Origin of the sequence: Micromonospora chokoriensis, from assembly GCF_900091505.1 — a bacterium.
Taxonomy (GTDB): Bacteria; Actinomycetota; Actinomycetes; order Mycobacteriales; family Micromonosporaceae; genus Micromonospora; species Micromonospora chokoriensis.
In genome coordinates this window covers 824,750-846,506 of sequence record NZ_LT607409.1, presented here as the reverse complement: position 1 = coordinate 846,506, position 21,757 = coordinate 824,750, and the positions used below count along the sequence as shown (strand labels likewise).

At 71.6% G+C, this 21,757-nt stretch carries 22 protein-coding genes; 13 read left to right on the top strand and 9 right to left on the bottom strand.

The window, feature by feature from the left end:
* Nucleotides 1-246: 246 nt before the first annotated feature.
* Nucleotides 247-1,926: a DNA repair helicase XPB gene (locus GA0070612_RS03935; protein WP_088986680.1), complete on the bottom strand. Its 1,680-nt coding sequence runs from the start codon at nt 1,924-1,926 to the stop codon at nt 247-249.
* Between the two features lie 171 nt (nt 1,927-2,097).
* Here GA0070612_RS03935 and GA0070612_RS03930 point away from each other — a divergent pair, with 171 nt between their 5' ends.
* Together GA0070612_RS03930 and GA0070612_RS03925 are read left to right on the top strand one after the other, a co-directional pair.
* Nucleotides 2,098-2,364 carry a hypothetical protein gene (locus GA0070612_RS03930; protein ID WP_197699304.1) on the top strand — a complete coding sequence of 89 codons (267 nt, stop codon included), beginning with the start codon at nt 2,098-2,100 and terminating at the stop codon, nt 2,362-2,364.
* 96 nt (nt 2,365-2,460) lie between these two features.
* Complete coding sequence (locus GA0070612_RS03925; protein ID WP_088986679.1) at nt 2,461-2,697, top strand: hypothetical protein; 237 nt, start codon at nt 2,461-2,463, stop codon at nt 2,695-2,697.
* 45 nt (nt 2,698-2,742) lie between these two features.
* Here GA0070612_RS03925 and GA0070612_RS03920 read toward each other — a convergent pair whose 3' ends face one another.
* Complete coding sequence (locus GA0070612_RS03920) at nt 2,743-5,229, bottom strand: helicase-associated domain-containing protein (protein ID WP_088986678.1); 2,487 nt, start codon at nt 5,227-5,229, stop codon at nt 2,743-2,745.
* 84 nt (nt 5,230-5,313) lie between these two features.
* Between GA0070612_RS03920 and GA0070612_RS03915 the strand changes: the two genes are divergently transcribed.
* Nucleotides 5,314-5,937 (top strand): HAD family hydrolase, encoded by a 624-nt coding sequence (locus tag GA0070612_RS03915; RefSeq protein WP_088986677.1) that lies wholly within the window; start codon nt 5,314-5,316, stop codon nt 5,935-5,937.
* Nucleotides 5,938-5,964: 27 nt separating this feature from the next.
* Nucleotides 5,965-6,351, top strand: a complete 387-nt coding sequence (locus tag GA0070612_RS03910; protein WP_088986676.1) for a cold-shock protein — start codon at nt 5,965-5,967, stop codon at nt 6,349-6,351.
* Here the strand turns inward: GA0070612_RS03910 and GA0070612_RS03905 are convergent.
* Nucleotides 6,312-7,142 (bottom strand): 1,4-dihydroxy-6-naphthoate synthase, encoded by an 831-nt coding sequence (locus GA0070612_RS03905; protein WP_088986675.1) that lies wholly within the window; start codon nt 7,140-7,142, stop codon nt 6,312-6,314. The two genes, GA0070612_RS03910 and GA0070612_RS03905, sit on opposite strands and share 40 nt — an antisense overlap.
* Before the next feature lie 527 nt (nt 7,143-7,669).
* On the opposite strand from GA0070612_RS03905, the gene GA0070612_RS03895 reads away from it, so the two are divergent.
* A complete protein-coding gene (locus GA0070612_RS03895; protein ID WP_231924459.1) occupies nt 7,670-8,542 on the top strand; it encodes a helix-turn-helix domain-containing protein in 873 nt (290 codons plus the stop codon).
* A gap of 13 nt (nt 8,543-8,555) precedes the next feature.
* Here the strand turns inward: GA0070612_RS03895 and GA0070612_RS03890 are convergent, their stop codons facing one another.
* Together GA0070612_RS03890 and GA0070612_RS03885 are read right to left on the bottom strand one after the other, a co-directional pair.
* A complete protein-coding gene (locus GA0070612_RS03890; RefSeq protein WP_088986672.1) occupies nt 8,556-9,206 on the bottom strand; it encodes a futalosine hydrolase in 651 nt (216 codons plus the stop codon).
* Nucleotides 9,203-10,804 (bottom strand): MFS transporter, encoded by a 1,602-nt coding sequence (locus GA0070612_RS03885; protein ID WP_088986671.1) that lies wholly within the window; start codon nt 10,802-10,804, stop codon nt 9,203-9,205. Before GA0070612_RS03885 ends, GA0070612_RS03890 begins: the two co-directional genes overlap by 4 nt.
* Nucleotides 10,805-10,893: 89 nt before the next feature.
* Between GA0070612_RS03885 and GA0070612_RS03880 the strand changes: the two genes are divergently transcribed.
* Nucleotides 10,894-11,733, top strand: a complete 840-nt coding sequence (locus GA0070612_RS03880) for a DUF3027 domain-containing protein (protein WP_088986670.1) — start codon at nt 10,894-10,896, stop codon at nt 11,731-11,733.
* A gap of 3 nt (nt 11,734-11,736) precedes the next feature.
* Here the strand turns inward: GA0070612_RS03880 and GA0070612_RS03875 are convergent, their stop codons facing one another.
* A complete protein-coding gene (locus tag GA0070612_RS03875; RefSeq protein WP_088986669.1) occupies nt 11,737-11,982 on the bottom strand; it encodes a DUF2530 domain-containing protein in 246 nt (81 codons plus the stop codon).
* 88 nt (nt 11,983-12,070) lie between these two features.
* On the opposite strand from GA0070612_RS03875, the gene GA0070612_RS03870 reads away from it, so the two are divergent.
* The 5 genes from GA0070612_RS03870 (at nt 12,071) to thpR (ending at nt 16,668) form a co-directional block, all read left to right on the top strand.
* Nucleotides 12,071-13,549: an NCS2 family permease gene (locus tag GA0070612_RS03870; protein WP_088986668.1), complete on the top strand. Its 1,479-nt coding sequence runs from the start codon at nt 12,071-12,073 to the stop codon at nt 13,547-13,549.
* Nucleotides 13,550-13,664: 115 nt separating this feature from the next.
* Nucleotides 13,665-14,114 (top strand): MarR family winged helix-turn-helix transcriptional regulator, encoded by a 450-nt coding sequence (locus GA0070612_RS03865; RefSeq protein WP_197699303.1) that lies wholly within the window; start codon nt 13,665-13,667, stop codon nt 14,112-14,114.
* 73 nt (nt 14,115-14,187) lie between these two features.
* Complete coding sequence (locus GA0070612_RS03860; RefSeq protein WP_088986667.1) at nt 14,188-15,471, top strand: MFS transporter; 1,284 nt, start codon at nt 14,188-14,190, stop codon at nt 15,469-15,471.
* A 103-nt stretch (nt 15,472-15,574) separates the two neighbouring features.
* Nucleotides 15,575-16,084 (top strand): hypothetical protein, encoded by a 510-nt coding sequence (locus GA0070612_RS03855; RefSeq protein WP_088986666.1) that lies wholly within the window; start codon nt 15,575-15,577, stop codon nt 16,082-16,084.
* Nucleotides 16,085-16,086: 2 nt separating this feature from the next.
* A complete protein-coding gene (gene thpR, locus GA0070612_RS03850) occupies nt 16,087-16,668 on the top strand; it encodes an RNA 2',3'-cyclic phosphodiesterase (RefSeq protein WP_088986665.1) in 582 nt (193 codons plus the stop codon).
* A 29-nt stretch (nt 16,669-16,697) separates the two neighbouring features.
* Here thpR and GA0070612_RS03845 read toward each other — a convergent pair whose 3' ends face one another.
* On the bottom strand, nt 16,698-17,450 hold the full coding sequence (locus tag GA0070612_RS03845) for a helix-turn-helix domain-containing protein (RefSeq protein WP_088986664.1): 753 nt from the start codon (nt 17,448-17,450) through the stop codon (nt 16,698-16,700).
* Between the two features lie 238 nt (nt 17,451-17,688).
* Between GA0070612_RS03845 and GA0070612_RS03840 the strand changes: the two genes are divergently transcribed.
* Together GA0070612_RS03840 and GA0070612_RS03835 are read left to right on the top strand one after the other, a co-directional pair.
* Nucleotides 17,689-18,354 (top strand): DUF4097 family beta strand repeat-containing protein, encoded by a 666-nt coding sequence (locus tag GA0070612_RS03840; RefSeq protein ID WP_088986663.1) that lies wholly within the window; start codon nt 17,689-17,691, stop codon nt 18,352-18,354.
* Nucleotides 18,355-18,389: 35 nt separating this feature from the next.
* Complete coding sequence (locus GA0070612_RS03835; protein WP_088986662.1) at nt 18,390-19,208, top strand: alpha/beta hydrolase; 819 nt, start codon at nt 18,390-18,392, stop codon at nt 19,206-19,208.
* Between the two features lie 52 nt (nt 19,209-19,260).
* On the opposite strand, the gene sepH is transcribed toward GA0070612_RS03835, so the two are convergent.
* Both sepH and serC read right to left on the bottom strand, forming a co-directional pair.
* On the bottom strand, nt 19,261-20,346 hold the full coding sequence (gene sepH, locus GA0070612_RS03830; RefSeq protein WP_088986661.1) for a septation protein SepH: 1,086 nt from the start codon (nt 20,344-20,346) through the stop codon (nt 19,261-19,263).
* Nucleotides 20,347-20,531: 185 nt separating this feature from the next.
* Nucleotides 20,532-21,659 carry a phosphoserine transaminase gene (serC, locus tag GA0070612_RS03825; protein ID WP_088986660.1) on the bottom strand — a complete coding sequence of 376 codons (1,128 nt, stop codon included), beginning with the start codon at nt 21,657-21,659 and terminating at the stop codon, nt 20,532-20,534.
* Nucleotides 21,660-21,757: the final 98 nt, after the last annotated feature.

Below are 21,757 nucleotides of genomic sequence, written 5' to 3'. Positions count from 1 at the left end.
GCCGTCCGGGGCGCGGGGCCTTGGTCGCGAAGCCCTCGCAAGCGCTGACGCTCGTTGCCTGCTGGACCACACCGGCGCGCGAAATCGTTGAGATCTTGGACAGTTTCAGTTCAGACGTAACTATTCAGACGTAACGAAAAGTGTCCCACCGCGCTGATCGACTCGGGTTCCAGAAAGCCGGGGCGTCACAGCGCCGCGGATACCGCGACTTCCTGAAAACCGAGTCGATCAAGGTCGCGCGAGGGCTCAGTCGACGGTCGGCAGCTTCGGGCCGAGGACGTCGTCGGCGTCGACGATCGTGTACGCGTACCCCTGCTCGGCGAGGAAGCGCTGCCGGTGTGCCGCGTACTCGGTGTCGATCGTGTCCCGGGACACCACCGTGTAGAAGTGCGCCTGCCGGCCGTCGGCCTTCGGCCGCAGCACCCGGCCCAGGCGCTGCGCCTCCTCCTGGCGTGACCCGAACGTCCCGGACACCTGGATCGCCACCGCCGCCTCGGGCAGGTCGATCGAGAAGTTGCCGACCTTCGAGATCACCAACGTGCGCAGCTCGCCGGACCGGAACGCGTCGAAGAGCCGCTCCCGCTCCTTGTTGGTGGTCGAACCCTGGATGATCGGCGCGTCGAGATACTCGCCGAGCTGGTGCAGCTGGTCGATGTACGCGCCGATCACCAGCACCTGGTCCTCCGGGTGCCGCTCGACCAGCGCCTTGACCACCGGCAGCTTCGTCCGGGCGGTGGCCGCCATCCGGTAACGCTCCTCGGCCTCCGCCGTCGCGTACGACATGCGCTCCGCGTCGGTCAGGGTCACCCGGACCTCGGTGCACTCCGCCGGAGCGATCCAGCCCTGCGACTCGATGTCCTTCCACGGTGCGTCGTACCGCTTCGGGCCGATCAGGCTGAACACGTCGCCCTCGCGGCCGTCCTCGCGTACCAGGGTCGCCGTCAGGCCCAGCCGACGGCGGGCCTGGAGGTCCGCCGTGAACCGGAAGATCGGCGCGGGCAGCAGGTGCACCTCGTCGTAGACGACCAGGCCCCAGTCGCGGGCCCCGAACAGGTCCAGGTGGGTGAACGCGCCACCGCGACGCGAGGTGAGCACCTGGTACGTGGCGATGGTGACCGGGCGGATCTCCTTGCGCTCGCCGGAGTATTCCCCGATCTCCTCCTCGGTCAGCGACGTGCGCGCGATCAGCTCCCGCTTCCACTGCCGACCGGCGACCGTGTTGGTGACCAGGATCAGGGTCGTCGCCTTCGCCTCGGCCATCGCCGCCGCGCCGACCAGGGTCTTGCCGGCGCCACACGGCAGCACCACCACGCCCGACCCGCCGGCCCAGAACGCCTCCACGGCCTCCCGCTGGTACGACCGCAGCGTCCACGGCTTGCGCCCGTCCTTGCCGGCCTCGGCCAGCTCGATCGGGTGCGCCTCACCGTCGACATAACCGGCCAGGTCCTCCGCCGGCCAGCCCAACTTGAGCAACGCCTGCTTGAGCCGACCACGCTCGGACGGGTGCACCCGGATGGTGTCGTCGTCGATCTTTTCGCCGAGCATTCCGGCGAGCTTCTTGCTCTTGGCCACCTCGATCAGCACCAGCCGGTCGAGCGCCCGCAGCACCAGCCCGTGCGCCGGGTCGTTGGCGAGCTGGAGCCGGCCGTACCGGTCCATCGTCTCGGCCACGTCCACCAGCAGCGCGTGCGGCACCGGGTAGCGGGAGTACTTCAGCAACGAGTCGACCACACCCTCGGCGTCGTGCCCCGCCGCCCGGGCGTTCCACAGACCCAGCGGCGTCAGCCGGTACGTGTGCACGTGCTCCGGCGAGCGCTCCAACTCGGCGAAGGGCGCGATCGCCATCCGGCAGGCCTGCGCGTCGGGGTGGTCGATCTCCAGCAGCAGGGTCTTGTCCGACTGCACGATCAGTGGTCCACCGCTCACGCCAGCGTCCTCTCCTCGGTCGGTCTTCGGCTCGGGCGGGTCGCATACCCGCAGATGGCCGACCATCCAGTGTTGCACGGGGCGGGATCTCCCAAGAAAGTTGCTCACCAGGTGCAACCGTGACGGCACTCACGAACGTCTAGCAAAGGGGCGATTCTCTGGGGAGGTGCCATGAAGCGTTTCGGCAACACCTCCCGGCTGGTCGCCCTGCTGGTGGTCGTGCTGGTCGGTTCCGGTGCGTGCACGTTCGATCCGCAGTCCGGTGGGAGTGGTGGCGGGGGAGCCGCCCCAGCCGGTGCGGCGGATAAGGCAACGGGGGCGAGCGGCGCGCCCGGTCCGGACCAGCGCGACCGGCTCCCGCCGGTCGCACCCACCTCCGCCACACCCAAGCCCAAACCCACCCGCACCGTCACACCCAGACCAGACCCCGGCACCTGACCGACACGGGCGCGAATCGGGGTTCAACCCCTGTCCGACCGGTCCAACGAGTGTCACCCTGGGAGTCCAGGGCCGGACCGGGCGGGGAGGTTGGGCATGACGGTCGACCGCGACGTGATGACGGAACACGAGCAGGCACCACCCGACGAGGTGTCCCGAGCGACGGTGATCGCGTACGCCGTCGCGGCGACACTCCTCCTCGGGTGGTTCCTCTTCGGATGGTTGGTGCTGCGGCAGGGCTTCGTCGACTCGGTCGGGGAGTCGGCCGGCGCCGGCTTCGCGCTACTTCTGATCATCTCGGTGGTCGGCACCGTCCGCCGCAGCCGCCGCTGACCGACAGCGCCCGCGTCGCGCTGCCGGTCGCCCGACCCGAGCCGGTCAGTCCGCCAGCACCGCCGCGGTGATCCGGTGCAGCGCGAACGTGTGCAGCATCTCGGTCCGTTCGTCCTCGGCCCGCAGGTAGCCGGCGCCGATCGAGACCGGCTTCACCAGGCGGGACGCGGTCGCCCCGTGCGCGTCGACGTAACCGACCCAGACCAGCGCCTTGTCCCGCACCGCCTGCTGGAGCACCGCCAGAGCGTCGCTGTGCGCATGTGCCGGCACCGGACCGCCACCCAGCCCCGCCGCACCGCCACGCACCACCGCCGGCGCCCGCCGGGCCGCCCGCGCCGCCGCCTCACCCCGCCGGATGTGCTCCACCACACCGAGCAGCCGTGGCATGGGCAGCTTCGGAGCGGTCAGCGGGTCGAGTGACCGGGTGGTCACCGACACCCGGGCCGGGGCCCGCCGGATCCGTGGCCGGGCCAGCACCGTCCCGCCGGTGCCGTCCTCCTGCACCGGGGCGTACCCGGCGTCGCGCAGCGCACCCAGCAACCGACCCACCTGGTACTGCGTGCACAGCACCGTCGGCGCGAGCCGGCGCAGCGCCAACGACTCCAGCCGACGGTCGGCCAGCACCTCGCTGAGCAGGGTCTCGTCGTCGCTGCGCAGGTACGCCCCGGACAGACCGACCCGCAGCCCGCCGTGCTTGCGGGCCACGTCGTCCACCAGGTAGGTGAGGCCCTGCGGCACCGGGGTACGCGACCGCCGCCGGAACACGTCGTGCAGGTCGTCGGCCGTGTAGCCGGTATCCAGCGCACGCCGCACGCTCGACGTGGTGACCCGGTGCACGCTGGCCCCGCCGGCCGACTCCAACTCGGTCATCGCCTCCAACTCGGCGGCGAGCGCCGGTTCGGGTGGGCCGGGCACCACCACCGTCAGGTCGGCCTGCACCAGGAAGTGGTCGACCGGTGCGGGCAGCAGCGCGTCCAACGCCCGGGCGGTGCTCGACGGGTCGCCGCTCTCGACGTCCGCGTGCACGCCCAGCGGATCCTCCCCGCCGCGCTCGTCGGTCGACGTCAGGTCACCCAGCAGCAGCCGACCGTACGACGTGAGCGCACCCAGCCCGGTGACACCCAACTGCGCGGCCTCGGCCAGCACCTCCCGGTGCGCGGCGTCCCGGCCCCGGCTGCGTCGTGGCGCCCGCCAGTCGAGCAGGGCCTGCACCTCGTCGGGGGTGGGTGCGGTGGCCGGCTCCAGGTCGGCGAGCACACCGAGAACGGCCCTCCGGACGCCCGGAGCACTCGCCCGTTCGGCTTCGGAGGACAGCGCGGTGATCGGTCGGTCCCGGTCGTCCCGGCGGCCGACCAGCCCCACCTGCCGGGTCATGGTCAGCCAGGCCCGGGCCAACTGCTCCCAGCGCTGGGCCAGTGAGGCGGCCCGCCACACCTCGTACCCGCCGGTCGGCAGCACCTGCTGATCGACCCCGTACCGGCCGGTGGCCGCACCCGGCGTCTCCAACTCGCCGAGGAGCCCCGCCGCGTACGCCACCTCCAGCAGCAGGGCGGTCGTCGGCTCGTCCAGCCCGGCGGTGCGCGCCAACCGCCGCAGGTCCCGTACCCCGATGCCGCCCGAGCGCAGCACCGGCGCGGGTTCGTCGGCGAGCTGCTCCAGCAGCCCTTCGGCGTTCCGGACCACCTCCATCGTCTGCCCGGCGCCGGCCGAGTCGACGGCCTTCGGTTCGCGTGGCGCGCCGGCGACCGGCGGCGGGCTGGTGCGCAGCGGGCCGAGAGGGCCACTGTCGCGGCGCAGCAGCAACCCGACCTCGCGGGGCAGTTCCACCGTGCCGCCGGCCGTCGACGATCCGGTGGTCACGGGGACCAGCAGCCGGTTGTCGACGAGCCACCGCACCGGGGAGCCGGTCGGTGCGCCACCGTTGGTCGGGTCGGAGAGCACCGGGTCCTCCGCGCCGAGCGGTGGTGCCTGTAACGCGCCCGGGGGCACACTGCCCACCGGCGGGCCGGCAGCCAGCCGGTCCAGGATCGCCCGGGCCGACGGCGGGGCGGCGAGCAGCGTCCGACGCAGTTTCGCCGGGTCCGCGCAGAGCGCGGCCGTGCGCGGGTCCAGCTCCGCGGCCGGCCGGCCGAGCCCAGCGGGGTACGGGGCGACTTCGTCGACGGCGGGCACCACCTCCAGCGCGTGCTCCGGGCCGTACAGCAGAAAGAGCGCGCGCAGCCGACCCACCGCCGCCCGGACGGCCGTCGGAGCCGGCGGATGCGGCCCGGAGGTCGCCATGGCCAGGACGGCGTCGGTGGCCGTGGTGCCGTCGTCCGGGTTCCGGGTGAGGCGGGCGGCGTCGAGGATCTGAAGGGTGAACTGGTCCAGCCCGTCCAGCGCGCGCGCCACCGAGACCCGGGACTGGGCTCGGATGGCCAGGGCGGAGACGTCGGCCGGCACGGGCACGACGAGGTCGGGCCGCAGCGCAAGGAGCGCGGCCAGTGACTCGTCGGGCAGCGACCGCAGGTGGTCGGCGAGTGAGGTGGTCATCGTCTTTCCACGCTAGCCCGGCAGCGGGCTTCCGCGCCCCTCGGACGTTCGGCCGGACGGGAGTCGCCGGGTACGTTTTTCGGCATGCCCGCCCTGACCGTCGGATTCGATCTCGACATGACCCTGGTCGACTCCCGCCCCGGCATCGCCGCGGCGTACCGCGCGCTGACCGCGAAGACCGGTGTGCCGATCGACGCCGAGCTGGCGGTGTCCCGCCTCGGACCGCCGCTGCGCACCGAGATCGCGCACTGGTTCCCACCGGAGCAGGTCGAGTCGGCCGTGCTCGTGTACCGCGAGCTGTACCCGGCGTACGCGATCACCCCGACGCTCCTGCTACCCGGCGCGCGGGAGTCCATCGACGCGATCCGTGCGCGGGGTGGGCGGGTGCTGGTCGTCACATCCAAGATCGGCCGGCTGGCCCGGTTGCACCTGGACCACCTCGGTCTCGAGGTCGACGAGTTGGCCGGTGACCTGTTCGCCGAGCAGAAGGCGACCGCCCTGCGCGAGCACGGCGCCACCCACTACGTCGGTGACCATGTGGCGGACATGGTGGCGGCGGCAGCGGCCGGGGTGCCCGGCATCGGGGTCGCGACCGGCCCGTGCTCGCGGGATGAGCTGCGCTCGGCCGGGGCGGAAGTGGTGCTGGACCGGCTCACCGAATTCCCAGCGGCACTCGACGGCATGATCCAGCTAGCCTTGGAGCAGTAGCGGCTCAAGTGAAGCAGGGGTTTTCAGGTGCCTACGGGTCGAGTGAAGTGGTACGACACGGCCAAGGGATACGGCTTCGTCACGAGTGACGAGGGCGGGGACGTGTTCCTGCCCAAGGGGGCGTTGCCGGCGGGTGTCACCGACCTCAAGGGTGGCCAACGGGTCGACTTCAGCGTGGTGGACAGCCGCCGGGGCGCACAGGCCATGGGAGTCAAGCTGCTCGACGCGCCGCCGTCGATGGCGGAGTTGCGCCGTCGACCGGCCGAGGAGCTGCACGGCCTGGTCGAAGACATGATCAAGGTGCTGGAGGCGAAGGTCCAGCCCGACCTGCGTCGGGGCCGGTACCCGGACAAGAAGACCGCCCAGAAGATCGCTCAGCTGGTCCACGCTGTGGCGCGCGAGCTGGAGGTCTGAGGCACCAGGCCGGCGGTGGCGGCCCGGTCGAGCAGTGCCGCCACCGCGGCGAAGCCGGCCTCGCCCAGGTCCGCGGTGAACTCGTTGACGTAGAGGCCGATGTGCCGGTCCACCACGTCGAGTTCCATCTCCTGGGCGTGCGCCAACACGTACTCCCGGCTGGCGGCCGGGTCGGCCCACGCCTGCCGGACGGACTCGCGGACCCAGCCCGCTGCGGCCTCCGGGTCGATCGCACCGCGTCGGGCCAGGATCGCACCGAGTGGAATGGGCAGGCCGGTGTCGGCCTCCCACCACTCGCCGAGGTCGACGAGCGCGCTCAGACCGTGCCGGTGGTAGGTGAACCGGGCCTCGTGGATGACCAGCCCAGCGTCGTAACGCCCGGCCGCGACGCCCGGCATGATCTCGTGGAACGGAACCACCTCGATCCGGGCCGGCGGCTGCCCGGCCGACCAGAGCCGGAACAGCAGATACGCGGTGGTTCGGTCGCCCGGCACCGCCACCGTCGCGCCGGTCAGGTCGGTGCGGTCGCCCCTGGTCAGCACCAGCGGGCCACAGCCACGACCGAGTGCGCCACCGCAGGGCAGCAGGTGGTAGTCGTCGAGCAGCCAGGGCAGCGCCGCGAAGCTGACCTTGACCAGGTCGAAGGCGCCCCGCTCGGCCGCCGTGTTGGTGACGTCCACGTCCGCGTAGGTCACCTCGACCGGCGGTGCGCCGGGAACTCGTCCGTGCACCAGCGCGTGGAAGACGAACGTGTCGTTGGGGCAGGGCGAGATCGCCAGGGAGAGCGCCACGCCCCTCACGTTAGCCCTGCCCCCGCCCCGAGGCCCGTGCCCACCCCGCCCACTGTGATCCGCAACGGCTTGCAGGCTTGGCCTGGCCTGGCTTGGCTTGGCTTGGCCTGGCCGGGCTTGGCGCGGCCTGGTGGAATCGGGCCTGGCCGGTCGGCGGTGGCGAAGACGGTCGACGACGCCAGCGGCGCACGTGCCTCAGGCTGCCTTTGGAGCTGATGTCGTAAACGAATCGCGTCGGGCGGGGCTGCTCCAGAGCCGGCCGCGCTGTGCCGAACCCGCGCCGCGCTGTGCCGAACCCGCGCCGCGCCGCGCCGGGCTGGGCCGGGTGGGACCATGCCGCGCCGATGGGCCGCGCCGCGCGAACCGCGGTCACGGAGATGAGGGTCGGCGCGGTGATGCCACAAACGATTCACCTCCAAAGGGGCGTTGTGAGGTGTCGTCCACCGGCCCGGGAACTTTTCCACAGGGTTATCCACAGCCCTGGTGTGGCTGTTGATAGAGCCGCGCTCAGCCGGGAACATCGACCCGTGACCGAGGAGACCGAGGTGACCGACTGCCCGGATGGAACCGGCGAGGCTGATCTCGGCCGAGCTCTCCGAGCGCTGCGCCGTCGCGCCGATCTCAGCCAACGGGAGTTGGCCGAGAGGTCCGGGGTGCCGCAGCCGACGCTGGCACGGATCGAGTCGGGGCGCGCTGCCGATCCCCGCTTCCGGACGGTGGAGCGGCTCGTCACGGCAGCGGGTGGGGAGGTTGCCGTCGGCGTGTCGACGGCCCCTGCCGTCACCGGGCCGACCCCGGTTCCGCACGACGACATGCGGGACAAGGCCGGGAGGCGGTACCCGGCCCACCTGGACGTCTGGCCGGTGCACGAGCCTCGGGACTGGCCGGGTGCCTGGTGGGCGGAGTGGTACAGGCTGCCGCCCCAGCGGTATCCGCTTCCGCTGCCACCGGCGGCGTACGAGCTGAACCGCCGTTACCGCGACAACCGGCGGTGGGGTGATGAGGTTCGTCGGACGGCCCAGGTCCGCCGACTGGTCGGCGATCTGCCGGCCACCTGCTGGCGGTACGTCGCCGAGTTGCCCGACGGGCAGTTGGTCGGGGAACTGCGGGCCCATGAGCGCAGTCCCCACCTTGAGCACGGGGAATGGCACCCCGGTGAGGCCGAGCGCGAGATGGTGCTCGACGGCGTGCTCGTCGACCCCCGGTACCGGCGGCTGGGGCTCGGGCGTCGGCTGGTCACGGCCCTACTCACCGACATGCGTGGGGCGGGTGTCGAGGATGTGGCGGCGCTGGCCGAGGGTGCGGGCATCGACCTGCTGCTGGCGTGCGGCTTCAAGATCGAGGCCCGGCGTCCCGCCGCGTTGCGGTTGGGCCGTCCCGGGCGGCAGAGCTACGAGTGAGCCGTCGGCCGGCTCAGCGCAGCGCCGGCGCCGCCGTGGTCAGAGCGGCGAGGGCTTCGCGTAGCCGCCAGGCGTCTCGGTCGCGCGGGCCGATCGGGTTGGAGATGGTCCGCAGCTCGGCGAAGGGCACCCCGGCCTGAGCGGCGGCGACCGCCACCCCGTACCCCTCCATGGCCTCGGCGACCGCCTCCGGATGCCTCCGGCGTAGCTCGTCGGTGCTGGCTTCGGTGCCGGTGACCGTGCTGACGGTGAGCACCGGCCCGGTCGTGGCCGCCGGGAGTGCGGCCCGCAGCGCCGCCAGCAGGCTCGCGTCGGTCGGCAGCACGCCGCCGACGCCCAGCATCGCCGGCGGCATTCCCAGTTCGTCGACGGGGATGAAGCCGTCCGGTGACTCGGCACCCAGATCGGCGGCGATGCTGGCGGTGCCGAGCACGGTGTCGCCGACCTCGGCCCGCCCGGTGAAGCCACCGGCGACGCCGGCGCTGATCACCGCACGGTACGGGCGGCCGGCGGCCTCGGCCAGCGCCAGCAGGCGGGCGGTGGCGGCGCCGGCGACAGCCGGGCCCACGCCGACCGGCGTCACGGTCACGGTGTGGTCGGTCAGGCCGGCGCGGACCGCGTCCGCCTCGGCGGGGACCGCCGTCACCACCAGCAGACCGGTCACGAGACGGAGCCGGGGGATTCGCGGCGGGTCTCGTCGTCCGCCCCGCCACCCGGGCCGCCGACCGCCGAGGACGGCCGGTAGATGTGATAGCCGGGAGGAGCGAGGCTCGGGTCGTCGTACCGTGGCGAGGTGGCCTGGGTCGGGGCCGGCGAGGTGGGCGCGACATCAGCGGGCTCGTCGGCCGGCTCGTCCCCGGTCAGCTCGTCGTCACCGAGTGGTCGGCCGGCCAGCTTCTCGCCCCGCAGTCGGGCGGCGACCAGCACACCCCGGATCGCGGCCAGGACGCCGACCCCGGCGGCGACCGCGATGCCCATCCGACCGTTGAACGGGACCAGCCCCAGCCCCCCACCGGCGACGAAGGCGAGCATCAGCACCGTCTCCGAATGGGCGAAGGAACTCGCCCGCAGCCGCTCCGGGATGCGCTCCTGGATCGAGGCGTCCACGGCCAGCTTCGATATACCGCTGACCAGGGCCGCGACCAGGCAGAGCAGGGCGACCATCACCAGTGAGAACTGGATGACGGCGAGAACCGCCACGCCAGCCACGATGATCATGCTGCTGGACTGGATGGCGGCCGGCCGGTGGATGCGCAGACGGGTGCCGATGGCGGTGGCCAGGAACGTGCCGACCGCGAGTGCGCCGCCGACCGCCCCCAACGCCCACTCGGCGCCCAGATCCCGGCCGAACGCCACAGTGGTCAGGTCGCCCTTCTTGATTGCGAAGGCGAGGAAGAGCAGCAGGAAGCCGTATACCGCGCGGAGCGTCGCGGCGCCGATCAGCGTGGCGATCACCAGGCGGCCGCTGGGCCGACCTCGGCCCAGCGGTCGGTCGCCACGGTGGCGACCCAGCGCGCGCAGTGGCCGGGGAACCCGCTCCGGTGGTTCCGAGTCGGCCTTCGGCGGCAGGCGCAGGGAGATCACCATGCCGACCAGGAAGATCACCGACGCGACGCGCAGCGGCCACTGCGGCCCGAACCAGAACGCGGCCAACCCGATCGGAGCGACAAGCGCGCCCGCGACCGTGCCGTACACACTGGCCCGGGCTCCCACCTGGGACAGACCGAGACCTTCGGGCAGCAACCTAGGCACGGCCGCGGACCGGGCCACGCCGTACGCCCGGGACAGCGCGAGCACCCCGAACGCGGCCGGATAGAGCCCGAAGCCATGGATGTAGTCGGAGATCAACCAGGCCAGGAACGCGCGGCCCAGCATCGTCGCGGCCAGCGCGTACCGCCGGCCGTGCCGGAAGTGGTCGAGCAGCGGGCCCACCACGGGGGCGAGCATGGCGAACGGCACCATGGTCACCAGCAGGTAGAGCGCGACCTTGCTGCGGGCCTCGCCCAGCGGAACGTTGAAGAAGATCGTCCCGGCCAGGCCGATGGCGATCAGGGTGTCACCGGCGCAGGAGAGCGCGTGCAGGTCGAACAGGCGCACCATGCCGACCTCGCCGCCGGCGCCCCGGGCCCGGGCCCGACCGGCCCGGCGGGTCACCCAGCGACCGCTGCCCACCGAACCGCGGAACAGCAGACGAACGGCGCGAATGCCGGTGCCGACCGTCCGCCCGAGGAGGGATCGCTCGGAGCGGGAGTACGACGGCATGTGCACCATCCTCGCCCATCTGGTGCGAGTGCGCCCACACCACTGCGCGGAAAGGTTCCCCGGGAGTCCCTGTCACCCATGCGGGGCGCATGGGGAACAATGGTCGGGTGACCAGGCCCGCCTCCACCCGTGCCGCCCGTCTCGACCAGGTCTGCGCCGCCGCCGTCGAGGTGGCCCGTGCTGGCATCACCGAGGTCGACGCCGACGATGTCGGTGACCACCTGCAGGTTGTGGCCGAAGGTGAACGGTTGGTCACCCATTACTTCGAATGCCGCCTCGCTGGTTACCGGGGTTGGCGGTGGGCGGTCACCGTCACCCGGGTGTCGCGCAGCAAGAAGGTGACCATCTGCGAGACGGTGCTGCTGCCCGGGCCCGACGCGCTGCTCGCGCCCGGTTGGCTGCCCTGGCAGGAGCGTCTCAAGCCGGGCGACCTGGGTCCAGGTGACCTGCTGCCGACTCCGCCCGACGACGACCGGCTGGTCCCCGGTTACCTGCTCTCCGACGACCCGGCGGTCGAGGAGACCGCGTGGGAGTTGGGCCTCGGGCGGGCGCGGGTGTTCTCCCGCGAGGGCCGCATGGAGGCGGCGCAGCGCTGGTACGACGGCGACCACGGCCCCGACGCTCCGATCTCCGCCGCCGCGCCAGCCGCTGCCCGTTGCGGCAGTTGCGGTTTCTACCTGCCGTTGGCCGGTGCGATGCGGCAGGCCTTCGGTGCGTGCGGCAACTTCTTCGCCCCCGACGACGGCCGGGTGGTGAGCGCCGACCACGGTTGCGGCGCGCACTCCGAGACGCTCATCGAGGCGGCCGAGACCGCCGTCGAAGAACTACCCACGGTGTACGACGACAGCGCGGTGGAGGCCATGTCGGTCAGCCGTGCCCCCGGCTCGGTGGAGAACGCCGAGCCGGCGGAGCCGTACGGGCACTCCTGATCGTCAGCGCGCGCGGCGTCGGCGTCGGTTGGCGTCGTGCCGCATCATGACGGCGAGCCCCGGGAAGCCCCACAGGAAACCGGCGAGGCAGGTCCAGAGCCAGTTCTGGTGACCGTTGTCGGTCAGCCAACCCCGGAAGAAGATCAGCAGGACCAGCCCGGCCACCGCCCACGCGATCAACCCGGCGAGGGCGAACGGCACCATCGGCGGGTCCAGCGGCGCGGGCCGCGGGGGCTGCTCGTTCGGCATTCGGCAAGCGTACGCGACTGACTTCCCCTGCCCGTCGCTGATCTGGGACGATGCGCGCGACAACCGGAAGATCACCTGCGAGGACCTGATGGCAGTAGCGCCGCCCGAGAACGGCACACCTCCCAACCCCGCTCAACCGCGTAATGGCTTCGACCGGTTCTTCGAGATCTCCGCCCGTGGCTCGACGATGAGCCGCGAGGTACGCGGTGGCCTGGCGACCTTCTTCACGATGGCGTACATCGTGGTGCTCAACCCGCTGATCCTGGGTGGTGCCGTCGACGGTGACGGCAAGTCCCTCCCGATTCCCGCGCTGGCTGCCGCCACCGCGCTGGTCGCCGGTCTGATGACGATCCTGATGGGTGTCGTCGGCCGGTTCCCGTTGGCGCTGGCCGCTGGTCTGGGTGTCAACGCGTTGGTGGCGTACGAGATCGCCCCCGAGATGACCTGGGCTGACGCGATGGGCCTGGTGGTGATCGAGGGTGTGATCATCGCGGTGCTGGTGTTGACCGGTCTGCGGACTGCTGTGTTCCGCGCGGTGCCGACCCAGATGAAGACCGCGATCGGTGTGGGCATCGGTCTGTTCCTGACCATCATCGGCCTGGTCGACGCGGGGTTCGTCCGGCGGATCCCGGACGAGGCCAACACCACCGTCCCGGTCGGCCTGGGCATCGGCGGCAAGCTGGTGAGCTGGCCGATGCTGGTCTTCGTGGTGGGCCTGCTGATCACGCTGGTGCTGGTGGTCCGCCGGGTGCGGGGCGCGATCCTGATCGGCATCCTCGCCTCGACGGTGCTGGCGGTGATCGTGGAGGCGATCGGCAACATCGGCCCGTCGTTCGTCAACGGTCAACCCAACCCGAAGGGTTGGTCGCTGAACGTGCCGGAGTTGCCGAAGACGGTCGTGGACCTGCCCGACCTGTCGCTGCTCGGCACGTTCAACGTGCTCGACTCGTGGGGTCGGGCCGGCTGGGTCGTCGTGTTGATGTTCGTCTTCACGCTGCTGATCACGGACTTCTTCGACACCATGGGCACGATGGTGGCCGTCGGCCAGGAGGGTGGCCTGCTCGATGAGAGGGGCACCCCACCTCGGGCCAAGGAGATCCTGCTCGTCGACTCGATCGCCGCTGCGGCCGGTGGCGCGGCCAGCACGTCCAGCAACACGTCGTACATCGAGAGTGCCGCCGGTGTCGCGGAGGGCGCCCGGACCGGTGTGGCCAACCTGGTCACCGGCGTGCTGTTCCTGCTGGCGATGTTCCTGGCGCCGCTGGTGGTGATCGTGCCGTTCGAGGCGGCCTCGACGGCCCTGGTGGTGGTCGGTTTCCTGATGATGACCGCGGTGCGGACGATCGACTGGTCCGACTACGAGATCGCCATTCCGGCGTTCCTCACCATCGTGTTGATGCCGTTCACGTACTCGATCTCCAACGGGATCGGCGCCGGCCTGATCACCTTCGTGGTGGTCAAGTTGGCGAAGGGCAAGGCCCGCGAGATCCACCCGCTGCTGTACGGGGTGGCCGCGTTGTTCGTGCTGTACTTCCTGCGCGGGCCGATCGAGTCCCTGGTGCTCTGACGGTCGTCCGGGCGGGGAGTCGACCGGGATTCCCCGCCCGGAACTGCACCAATGTCCTCGTGAGCCTGGTCATATGAGATGTCGTTAGCCAGGCTCATTAGTTAAGCTAACTAACGTGATGGAGCGGACGGTGACGGCGGAACGCGTGCCACCGGCGCGACTGGCTCCCCAGTTGCGTGATGCGATCACCCGACTCAACCGGCGGGTCCGCCAGGCCCGACCGGTCGGCGACCTCACAGTCACCCAGGTCTCCGCGCTCACCAGCCTGCGGCTGGCGGGCGCGCTGACGCCCAGGGAACTGGCCGACGTCGAGCGGGTGCAGCCACCGACGATGACCAAGATCGTCGGAAAGTTGGAGGACCGCGGCCTCGTGCGGCGGACACCCCACCCGACCGACGGCCGGCAGGTCATCCTCGCGGCGACCGAAGGGGGGCAGGCCGTGCTCGACCAGTTCGAGCGGGCCCGCGACGAATGGCTGGCCCACCGGCTGGCCGCGCTCGACGAGGACGAACGGGAGACCCTGCAGAGGGCCGCCCAGATTCTCCAGCAGCTCGCTCGCGCCTGAGCCGCGCCCGCGCCACCGGGTCCGTGCCGTCACCTGTCGATGACGCGTACGCCCTGAAGGAGGCGCACCAAGAGTGCAGGCCAAGCTGAGCACGATGTTCCAGTCCCTACAGGTCCGCAACTACCGCCTCTTCGCATCCGGGCAGCTGATCAAACTGATCGGCGTCTGGATGATGTTCATCGCCCAGGACTGGCTCGTCCTCGACCTCTCCGACAACTCGGCGACCGCGCTCGGCGTGGTGACCGCGTGTCAGTTCACACCGGTGCTGCTGCTCACCCTGTTCTCCGGCAGGCTCGCCGACCGGTACGACAAGCGGGTGCTGCTCTTCGTCGCCAACGCCTTCTGGAGCCTGCTGGCGCTCGGCATGTCCGTGCTGGTCCTCACCGACCTGGTGCAGCTCTGGCACGTCTTCGCCTTCGCCGCACTGCTCGGTACCGCCAACGCCGTGGAGACCCCGGTCCGTCAGGCGTTCGTCTCCGAACTCGTCGGCACGCCCCTGCTGCCCAACGCGCTGTCGCTGAACGCGGCCGTGTTCAACTCGGCGCGGATCGTCGGCCCGGCCGTCGCCGGCCTGGCCATCGCCGCGTTCGACGTCGGCCCGGTGTTCCTCTTCACCGCCCTCAGTTCCGTCGCGCCGCTGGTCAACGTGGTCCGGATGCGCACGGCCGACCTGCACCGCGAGGCCCTGCTGCCGCGCGACGAGCGGGCGTCCGCGAAGGTGGTCGACGGGCTGCGGTACGTGTGGCGTCGCCCCGACCTGCTGCTGCCGATGGCTGTCATGTCGGTGATCGGCATGTCGTTGTTCAACTTCCAGCTCACCCTGGCCGCGCTGGCGAAGACGGTCTTCCACACCGGTGCCGCCTCCTTCGGCCTGTTCAGCACGGCGCTGGCGGTTGGCGCGCTCGGCGGTGCTCTGAGCGGCACCGGTCGGCGCAGCCGGCCGTCGGTCTGGCTGGTCCTCGGTGCGGCGATCGCCTGCGCCAGCTTCGGCACCCTGGTCGGTCTCGCCTCGACGTACTGGCTGGTCGTGGCCCTGCTGGTGCCGACCGGCTTCTTCATGGTCTTCTTCGCCCAGGCCGCCAACCAGCGGGTCCAGTTGGGTGTGGACGCGGCCTTCCGAGGCCGTGTGATGGCGCTGTGGGTGCTGGTGTTCCTGGGCACCAACCCGGTCGGCGCGCCGCTGATCGGCTGGGTCGCGGAACACTTCGGCGCCGGCGCCAGCATCTGGATGGGTGGGCTGATCTCGCTGGCCGCCGCGCTCGTCGCCCTCACCTGGCAGCTGCGCCGCTCCGGCGCCCGGCTGCGTTTCCGGGTGCTGCCGATGCCCCGCTTCTACGTCACGTCCGCCGACTGCTGACCGGTGCTCCGCGCTTTCCGCGCCATCCGCGCCGTCTTCGGCGGATGGCGCGGATGCGCGCAAACCGCTGGCGAGGGGGCACGAAGGGGCTTAGCGTCGATGTGTGGGAGTCGAACGCGCGCTGATGCTGACCCTGGCGTTGCTCGCCATGGCCAGTCTTCCGGCGGTGTTCGCCCTGCTCTTCTGCTACGACGAGATTCTCGACCGGATGGTCTGCGGCTGGTCCGAGTGGCGTGAGCGCCGGCGGGAGAGGCGGACCATCGAGCGCCTCGACCGGGCCGTCGAGGCCGACGCGTTGACCCGGGACATCGACCTCAGCGCGTTCGACCGCATCGACCGTCGGCCCCTGGAACAGCTCGCCGCCGATCTGCGGCGGCTGGGCGGTCAGCGACTCGGTGGCCCCGGCCGACCGATGGTCTGGCACGGCGCGCTGCTCCAGGCGTACGACGATCGTCTTCGCCTCGCCTGCCGAGCCCTCGACATCACCGAGCACCTCGGCGAGTTGGACGGCGTCGACCAGGAGATCGAGCGGGTCCGGGTGGAGGGTGTGCTGCACGCCGCCGGGCTGAGCCTGCCGGCGGCGAGGGCCGGGCACTGGCAGCGGCACCGCTGAGCGTGCGGCTGTTCGTCGCGGTCGACCCGTCCGTTGCGGCGGTCAACCATCTCGGCGCTCGGCTGACCGGGCTGCGCGTCACGGCGGCGGCCGCCGCCGGTGTCGACGTCCGGCTCGCCGAGCCGGCCCACCTGCATGTCACAGTGGCCTTCCTCGGTGCGGTCGAGGCCGCCCGGCTGGTCGAGGTGGAGAGCACGCTCGGGCTGGCCACCGCGTGGTTCCGGGACGGCCGCGACGCCCCGCCCCGGCTGAGTCTGGGCGGCGGCGGCCGGTTCGGCGAGGGTCGGTCCACGGTGCTCTGGGTGGACCTACGGGGTGACGTCGAGGCCCTGCACGTGCTGGCCGGGGAGATCCGGGCCCGACTGCGGCACGCCGGGCTGCCGTACGACGAGAAGCCGTTCCGGCCGCACCTCACCGTCGCCCGGCCCGGCGACCGGATGACCCCGGCCGATGTCGAGGCCGACCGGGCGAACCTCGACGACTATCAGGGCCCGGAGTGGCCGGTGCCCGAGCTGCTGCTGGTGCGCAGCCACCTCGACGCGCGGCCGGCACGCTACGAGCGACTCGCCGCCTGGCCGCTCTGACCGCGACGCGACCGGCCTGACGACCATTCTCATCCCTGGCCGGGACGTGGTCGGGCAGCGTCGCCGGTTGTCCTCTCCGCTCTGGTGTGGAGGATCTCGCGGGCCTGTTCGGCGGCGCGGACCATGCTCTCGCTGATGAAGTCGAGGAAGCGGGCGATGTTCTCCAGGCGGGCCGCGGCGGGGGTGTGCGGGCCGAGCAGGGCGACGCCCCGCCGCGCTGTCTCCACGAGCTGGTCGTTGGCGCGGGCGCTGGTGATGGTGGCCTGGTAGAAGAGCTCGTCGTCGACGAGGTAGCGGTCGCGGCGACGTTCGTCGCGTTCCCGGCGGACCAGGCTCTGGCCTTCCAGGAACGTGATCGCTTTGGAGATCGACGCCGGGCTGACCTGGAGCCGCTGGGCGAGCTGGGAGGCGGTGAGGCTGCCCGCGTCGGTGGTGTACAGGCAGGTCAGCACGCGGGCCGCCATCTTGGTCAGGCCCGACGCCATGAGGACTGTGGTGAAGGTTTCCTCGTATTCGGCAACCGCCTCGGCGTCCCGTCCACGCGGTTGGAGAACCGACTCCGCACCGGCGGAGACCTGCCTGCGCCGGTGGGCGCGGCGTTCGGTGGCGCGGTGGGCCAGATCGGCGCGGTACGCGGTGGGGCCGCCGTTGCGCATGACCTCCCGCGTGACCGTCGAGGTGGGACGGTTGATCCGCCGCGCTATCTCCGCGTAGGGGAGGCTGTCGCCCAGCCCCAGCGCGATCTGCTGGCGTTCCTGCTGGCTGAGCCTGCCTCCCGGCATCGCGATCTCCCTCGGTGCTCCTTCAGGCGGTCCAAGACGCCCCCACCATAGCGTTAACTTCTCATCCATTGCAACAAGGTGAGGCGTCGTCGTTGCATTAGACGGCAGGTCGACGCAACGATTTAGGTGCTCTGAACTGGATGTTTGACATGAGAATGCAACAAGCTTGTTGCCCTGAAATGGAAAGCAACGTAGCGTTTCCAGCATCAGAAACGACGCGCCAACACGGGAGAGCCCGATGAAGACCTTCGACACCCCCACCCCGATCTCCGCCGTCCTGGACATCCCCGCCGGGCGCGTTCAGGTCATCGCCGCCGACCGCTCCGACACCACCGTCGAGGTGCTGCCCACCGACCCCGCCAAGAACCGTGACAGCAGGGCCGCTGAGCGGACCACCGTCACGTACGCCGACGGCGTCCTGAGGATCACGGCCGCGACGCCCGGCAACGCCCTCCTCGGCCCGTCCGGATCCCTGCAGGTCACCGTCCGGCTGCCCGCCGACTCCCGCATCCAGGCCACGTCCGCCGCCGCCGAGCTTCGTAGCGTCGGACGCCTCGCCGACATCACCTTCGACGGCGCGTACCGCCAGATCAAGATCGATGAGGCGGCGAGCGTCCGCCTCACCGCGATCGACGGCGACGTCGAGATCGGCCGGCTCAACGGACCCGCCGAGATCAGCACCGCACGGGGCGACATCCGGATCACCGAAGCCGTGCACGGCACCGTCGTGCTGCGTACTCAGTCCGGCGACATCTCGGTCACCGCCGCCGCCGGTGTGTCGGCCGCCCTGGACGGGGGCACCGGCTCCGGCCGGATCACCAACTCCCTCAGGAACGACGGGAGCACCACACTCGACATCCGGGCTACCACCTCGTACGGCGACATCACCGCCCGCAGCCGCTGAGCTCGATCGAACCCCCAACGCGACAGGAGTACGACATGACCATCTCCACCAGCTCGACCTGGACCGGCATGGTGCCGGTCGACGACACGGCCCTGGCCGTCACCGACACCGGCGGTCCCGGAATCCCCGTGATCTACCTCAACGGCCAGTTCGCCACCCAGGGCTACTGGCGGCGGGTCATCGCCGAACTGGGCGCAGATTTCCGGCACATCAGCTACGACGAGCGGGCCCGCGGCAGGAAGTCGAAACGCTCGGCAGACTACTCGTTCGAGGCCGCCGTGCGGGATGTCGACGCCGTCCTCGCAGCCCGGGGCGTCGACCAGGCGATGGTGGTGGGCTGGTCGTACGGGGCGGTCGTCGGCGCGCACTGGGCCAACCGGAACCCGGAGCGGGCGCTCGGGGTGGTCCTGGTCGACGGCGCTTTCCCATCCGACTGGCTCGACGAGGCGATAGAGCAGCGGATCAGGAAACTGTTCCGGCGGCTGAACCTGTTCATGCCGCTGCTACGCCCGACCGGTCTGACCCCACGGATGAACGCCGAACAGATGGCGAACAGCAACATCGAGCTGGGCAGGCTCTCCCGTGCGAGCGAGCTGGGCCCGGTGCTCGACGCCATCGCCGTTCCGGTGCGGTACGTGGTCGCCTCCGGGGCGTCGCTGGGCAGCCGGGGCGACGAGCAGGAGAAAATCCGTGCCGATCTCGACACGACCATCGCCCGCAACCCGCACATCCGCATCGCGGCGAAGGTCACCAGCAACCACGGCGCAATCCTCAAGAAGGACTTCCGAGCGGTTGCCGAGGCCGTCCGCGAGGTCGCCGCGCCGCACCAGAAGCACGACCGGCAGTCGGTGTAGCCGGCTGTCCCGCGTTGACGGGTGGTGAACCGCCACCCGTCAACGCGAAGCGTCAGGAGGACTCGCGCGCTGCCGGGCCGCTGCCGAAGAGGACGTCGTCCCAGCTGGGCAACCGCTTACGCGGCTTGCCGTTCGCGTCGGTGGACTCGCCACCGCCGGCAGCCGCCGCCGCGGCGCCCGTCCGGCGAGGCCGTAGCACTGCCAGCGACGGCACGGCCGGCACCTCCTTGGGCGCGTCCGAGTCGTCGTCGAAGGCCGACCCCTGGCCGCCGCCGAGCAGCGCGGCGGCGCCCCCACCGACCGGCCGCTGCCGGGGGGCGTCCGACCCGGCGAGAGCAGCCGGAGTGCGTGGCTCCAGCCCACGGCCGGACGACGCGCCGAGTGGACGGTCCAGCGAGGCGAGCAGCGCGTCGCGGCCGGCCCGGATGGGATCCCGGCCGGGGCGCGGGTGCTCGGAGGCCGCCGGCAGGCCGTGCCCACCACGGCTCGGCTCACCACGCGACGGACCGGGCAGGCCGTGCCCGCCCCGCTCAGGCGCCGGCTCCTGGCCGAGGATCGGCGTGGGCCGCTCCGCGCACAGGTATTGCGCCATGTCGTCGTGCGGGGTGACCTGCTGCCGGGTCTTGTCGAGATCCCAGACGGCCTGCGCGGTGGCCTTGCCGGACGGCCAGGTGGCGATGATCCGCCAGGTGCCGTCGTCACGCCGGTATGCGTCCCACGAGATCTTCTCGGTGTCGATGCCGTGCTGGCTCAACCGGCCGTTGACCACCTCGGCGAGCGGGGTGGGCTTCTCCGCTCCCTTGAGGCGGGTGCGGCGGGCGTGCTGCGCGAGCATCGCCCGCTCCTGCAACACCGGGCCGGCGTATCGCAGCACCCGGTCGACCGGCACGCCGGCGATCCGGGCCACATCCTCGGCGGACTCGCCGGAGCGGATGCGGGCCTGGATGTCCCGAGGGGACAGTGAGGGAGTCGGGTCGGCCGCGGTCGGCGCCACCGCGAGCGGCGGTGCGCCCGGCTCGGCGTGCAGCGCGCCGGAGATCCGTTCGTCGATCGGCAGCGCGAGCAACCGCCCGACCTCGTCGGCGAGAACCAGGGCATGGCCGTCCTCGGAGAGGGCGACGAAGCGTACTGGGCGCATTGCGTTGCCTCCGTCCCGCTTCGCTGGCCGCACGCCACGAGTCGGCCACCCAGGCGTCTCCGACCACCGTACGCGCATCTGCCTCGGGGTGGGGGAAGCGACACCCCGCATGTCGTGACTGAGCTGCGGCGATGATCACGGTCGGTGTCCGTGGAGGCCCCGACGGACACCGACCGTGACGAAGCTCAGAGGCGCTCGACCACGTAGTCGATGGACGCGGTCAGCGCCTCGACGTCGGCCGGCTCGATGGCCGGGAACAGCGCCACCCGGAGCTGGTTGCGGCCGAGCTTGCGGTACGGCTCGGTGTCGACGATGCCGTTGGCGCGCAGCGCCTTCGCGATGGCCGTGGCGTCCACGCCGTCGGTGAAGTCGATCGTGGCGACCACGTTGGAGCGCAGTGCCGGGTCGGTCACGAAGGGGGTGGCCACCGTGGACCGCTCCGCCCAGCCGTACACCGTGGCGGCGCTCTCGGCGGTGCGCTTCGCCGCCCAGGCCAGGCCGCCCTGCGCGTTCATCCAGTCGGTCTGCTCGGCCGCCAGGAAGATGGTGGCCAGCGCCGGGGTGTTGTAGGTCTGCTCCAGCCGCGAGTTGTCGATCGCGGTGACCAGGTCGAGAAAGGCGGGGATGTAACGCCCGGACGCCTTGATCTCGGCGGCCCGGTCCAGCGCGGCCGGCGACATCAGGGCCAACCAGAGGCCACCGTCGGAGCCGAAGCACTTCTGCGGGGCGAAGTAGTAGACGTCGGTCTCGCCGACGTTGACCTCCAGGCCACCCGCGCCGGACGTCGCGTCGACCAGCAGCAACGCGCCCTCGTCCGCGCCGGCCACCCGGCTGATCGGGACCGCCACACCGGTCGAGGTCTCGTTCTGCGGCGTCGCGTACGCGTCCACGCCGGACTCGGCGACCAGGGCCGGCGCGCTGCCCGCCTCGGCCTTGCGGACGGTGGGCTCGCCCAGGAACGGCGCGTCGGCGACCGACTTGGCGAACTTGGCGCCGAACTCGCCGAAGCTGGCGAACTGGGCCCGGTCGCGGATCAGGCCGAAGGTGGCGACCTCCCAGAACGCGGTGGTGCCACCGTTGCCGATCACGACCTCGTAGCCCTCGGGCAGCGAGAAGAACTCGGCGATGCCGGAGCGCAGCCGGGCCACCTGGTCACGGACCGTCTTCTGCCGGTGCGAGGTGCCCAGGTAACTGGTCGCGACCTCGGCCAGCGCGGACACCGCCGCGGGACGGACCTTGGACGGGCCGCAGCCGAAACGTCCGTCGGCGGGCTTGATGTCATCGGGAATCCGGATGGTCGGTGCGTCAGCCACGGTCTTCAAGATCCTTCCACAGGGGCGAGGGCGGGCCCGGCGACACTGCCGGCCCTCATCCTCGCACCCGGACCCATCGGTGGAAGCCGGGCCCCCGC

Excerpts from the sequence above, each read along its gene's own strand:
- GA0070612_RS03840 (WP_088986663.1), top strand. The coding sequence starts at position 17,689 with ATGAAGACCTTCGACACCCCCACCCCGATCTCCGCCGTCCTGGACATC.
- GA0070612_RS03880 (WP_088986670.1), top strand. The coding sequence starts at position 10,894 with ATGGGGAACAATGGTCGGGTGACCAGGCCCGCCTCCACCCGTGCCGCC.
- GA0070612_RS03920 (WP_088986678.1), bottom strand. The coding sequence starts at position 5,229 with ATGACCACCTCACTCGCCGACCACCTGCGGTCGCTGCCCGACGAGTCA.
- GA0070612_RS03915 (WP_088986677.1), top strand. The coding sequence starts at position 5,314 with ATGCCCGCCCTGACCGTCGGATTCGATCTCGACATGACCCTGGTCGAC.
- GA0070612_RS03845 (WP_088986664.1), bottom strand. The coding sequence starts at position 17,450 with ATGCCGGGAGGCAGGCTCAGCCAGCAGGAACGCCAGCAGATCGCGCTG.
- GA0070612_RS03925 (WP_088986679.1), top strand. The coding sequence starts at position 2,461 with ATGACGGTCGACCGCGACGTGATGACGGAACACGAGCAGGCACCACCC.
- GA0070612_RS03835 (WP_088986662.1), top strand. The coding sequence starts at position 18,390 with ATGACCATCTCCACCAGCTCGACCTGGACCGGCATGGTGCCGGTCGAC.
- GA0070612_RS03875 (WP_088986669.1), bottom strand. The coding sequence starts at position 11,982 with ATGCCGAACGAGCAGCCCCCGCGGCCCGCGCCGCTGGACCCGCCGATG.
- GA0070612_RS03870 (WP_088986668.1), top strand. The coding sequence starts at position 12,071 with ATGGCAGTAGCGCCGCCCGAGAACGGCACACCTCCCAACCCCGCTCAA.
- GA0070612_RS03930 (WP_197699304.1), top strand. The coding sequence starts at position 2,098 with ATGAAGCGTTTCGGCAACACCTCCCGGCTGGTCGCCCTGCTGGTGGTC.
- GA0070612_RS03885 (WP_088986671.1), bottom strand. The coding sequence starts at position 10,804 with ATGCCGTCGTACTCCCGCTCCGAGCGATCCCTCCTCGGGCGGACGGTC.
- sepH (WP_088986661.1), bottom strand. The coding sequence starts at position 20,346 with ATGCGCCCAGTACGCTTCGTCGCCCTCTCCGAGGACGGCCATGCCCTG.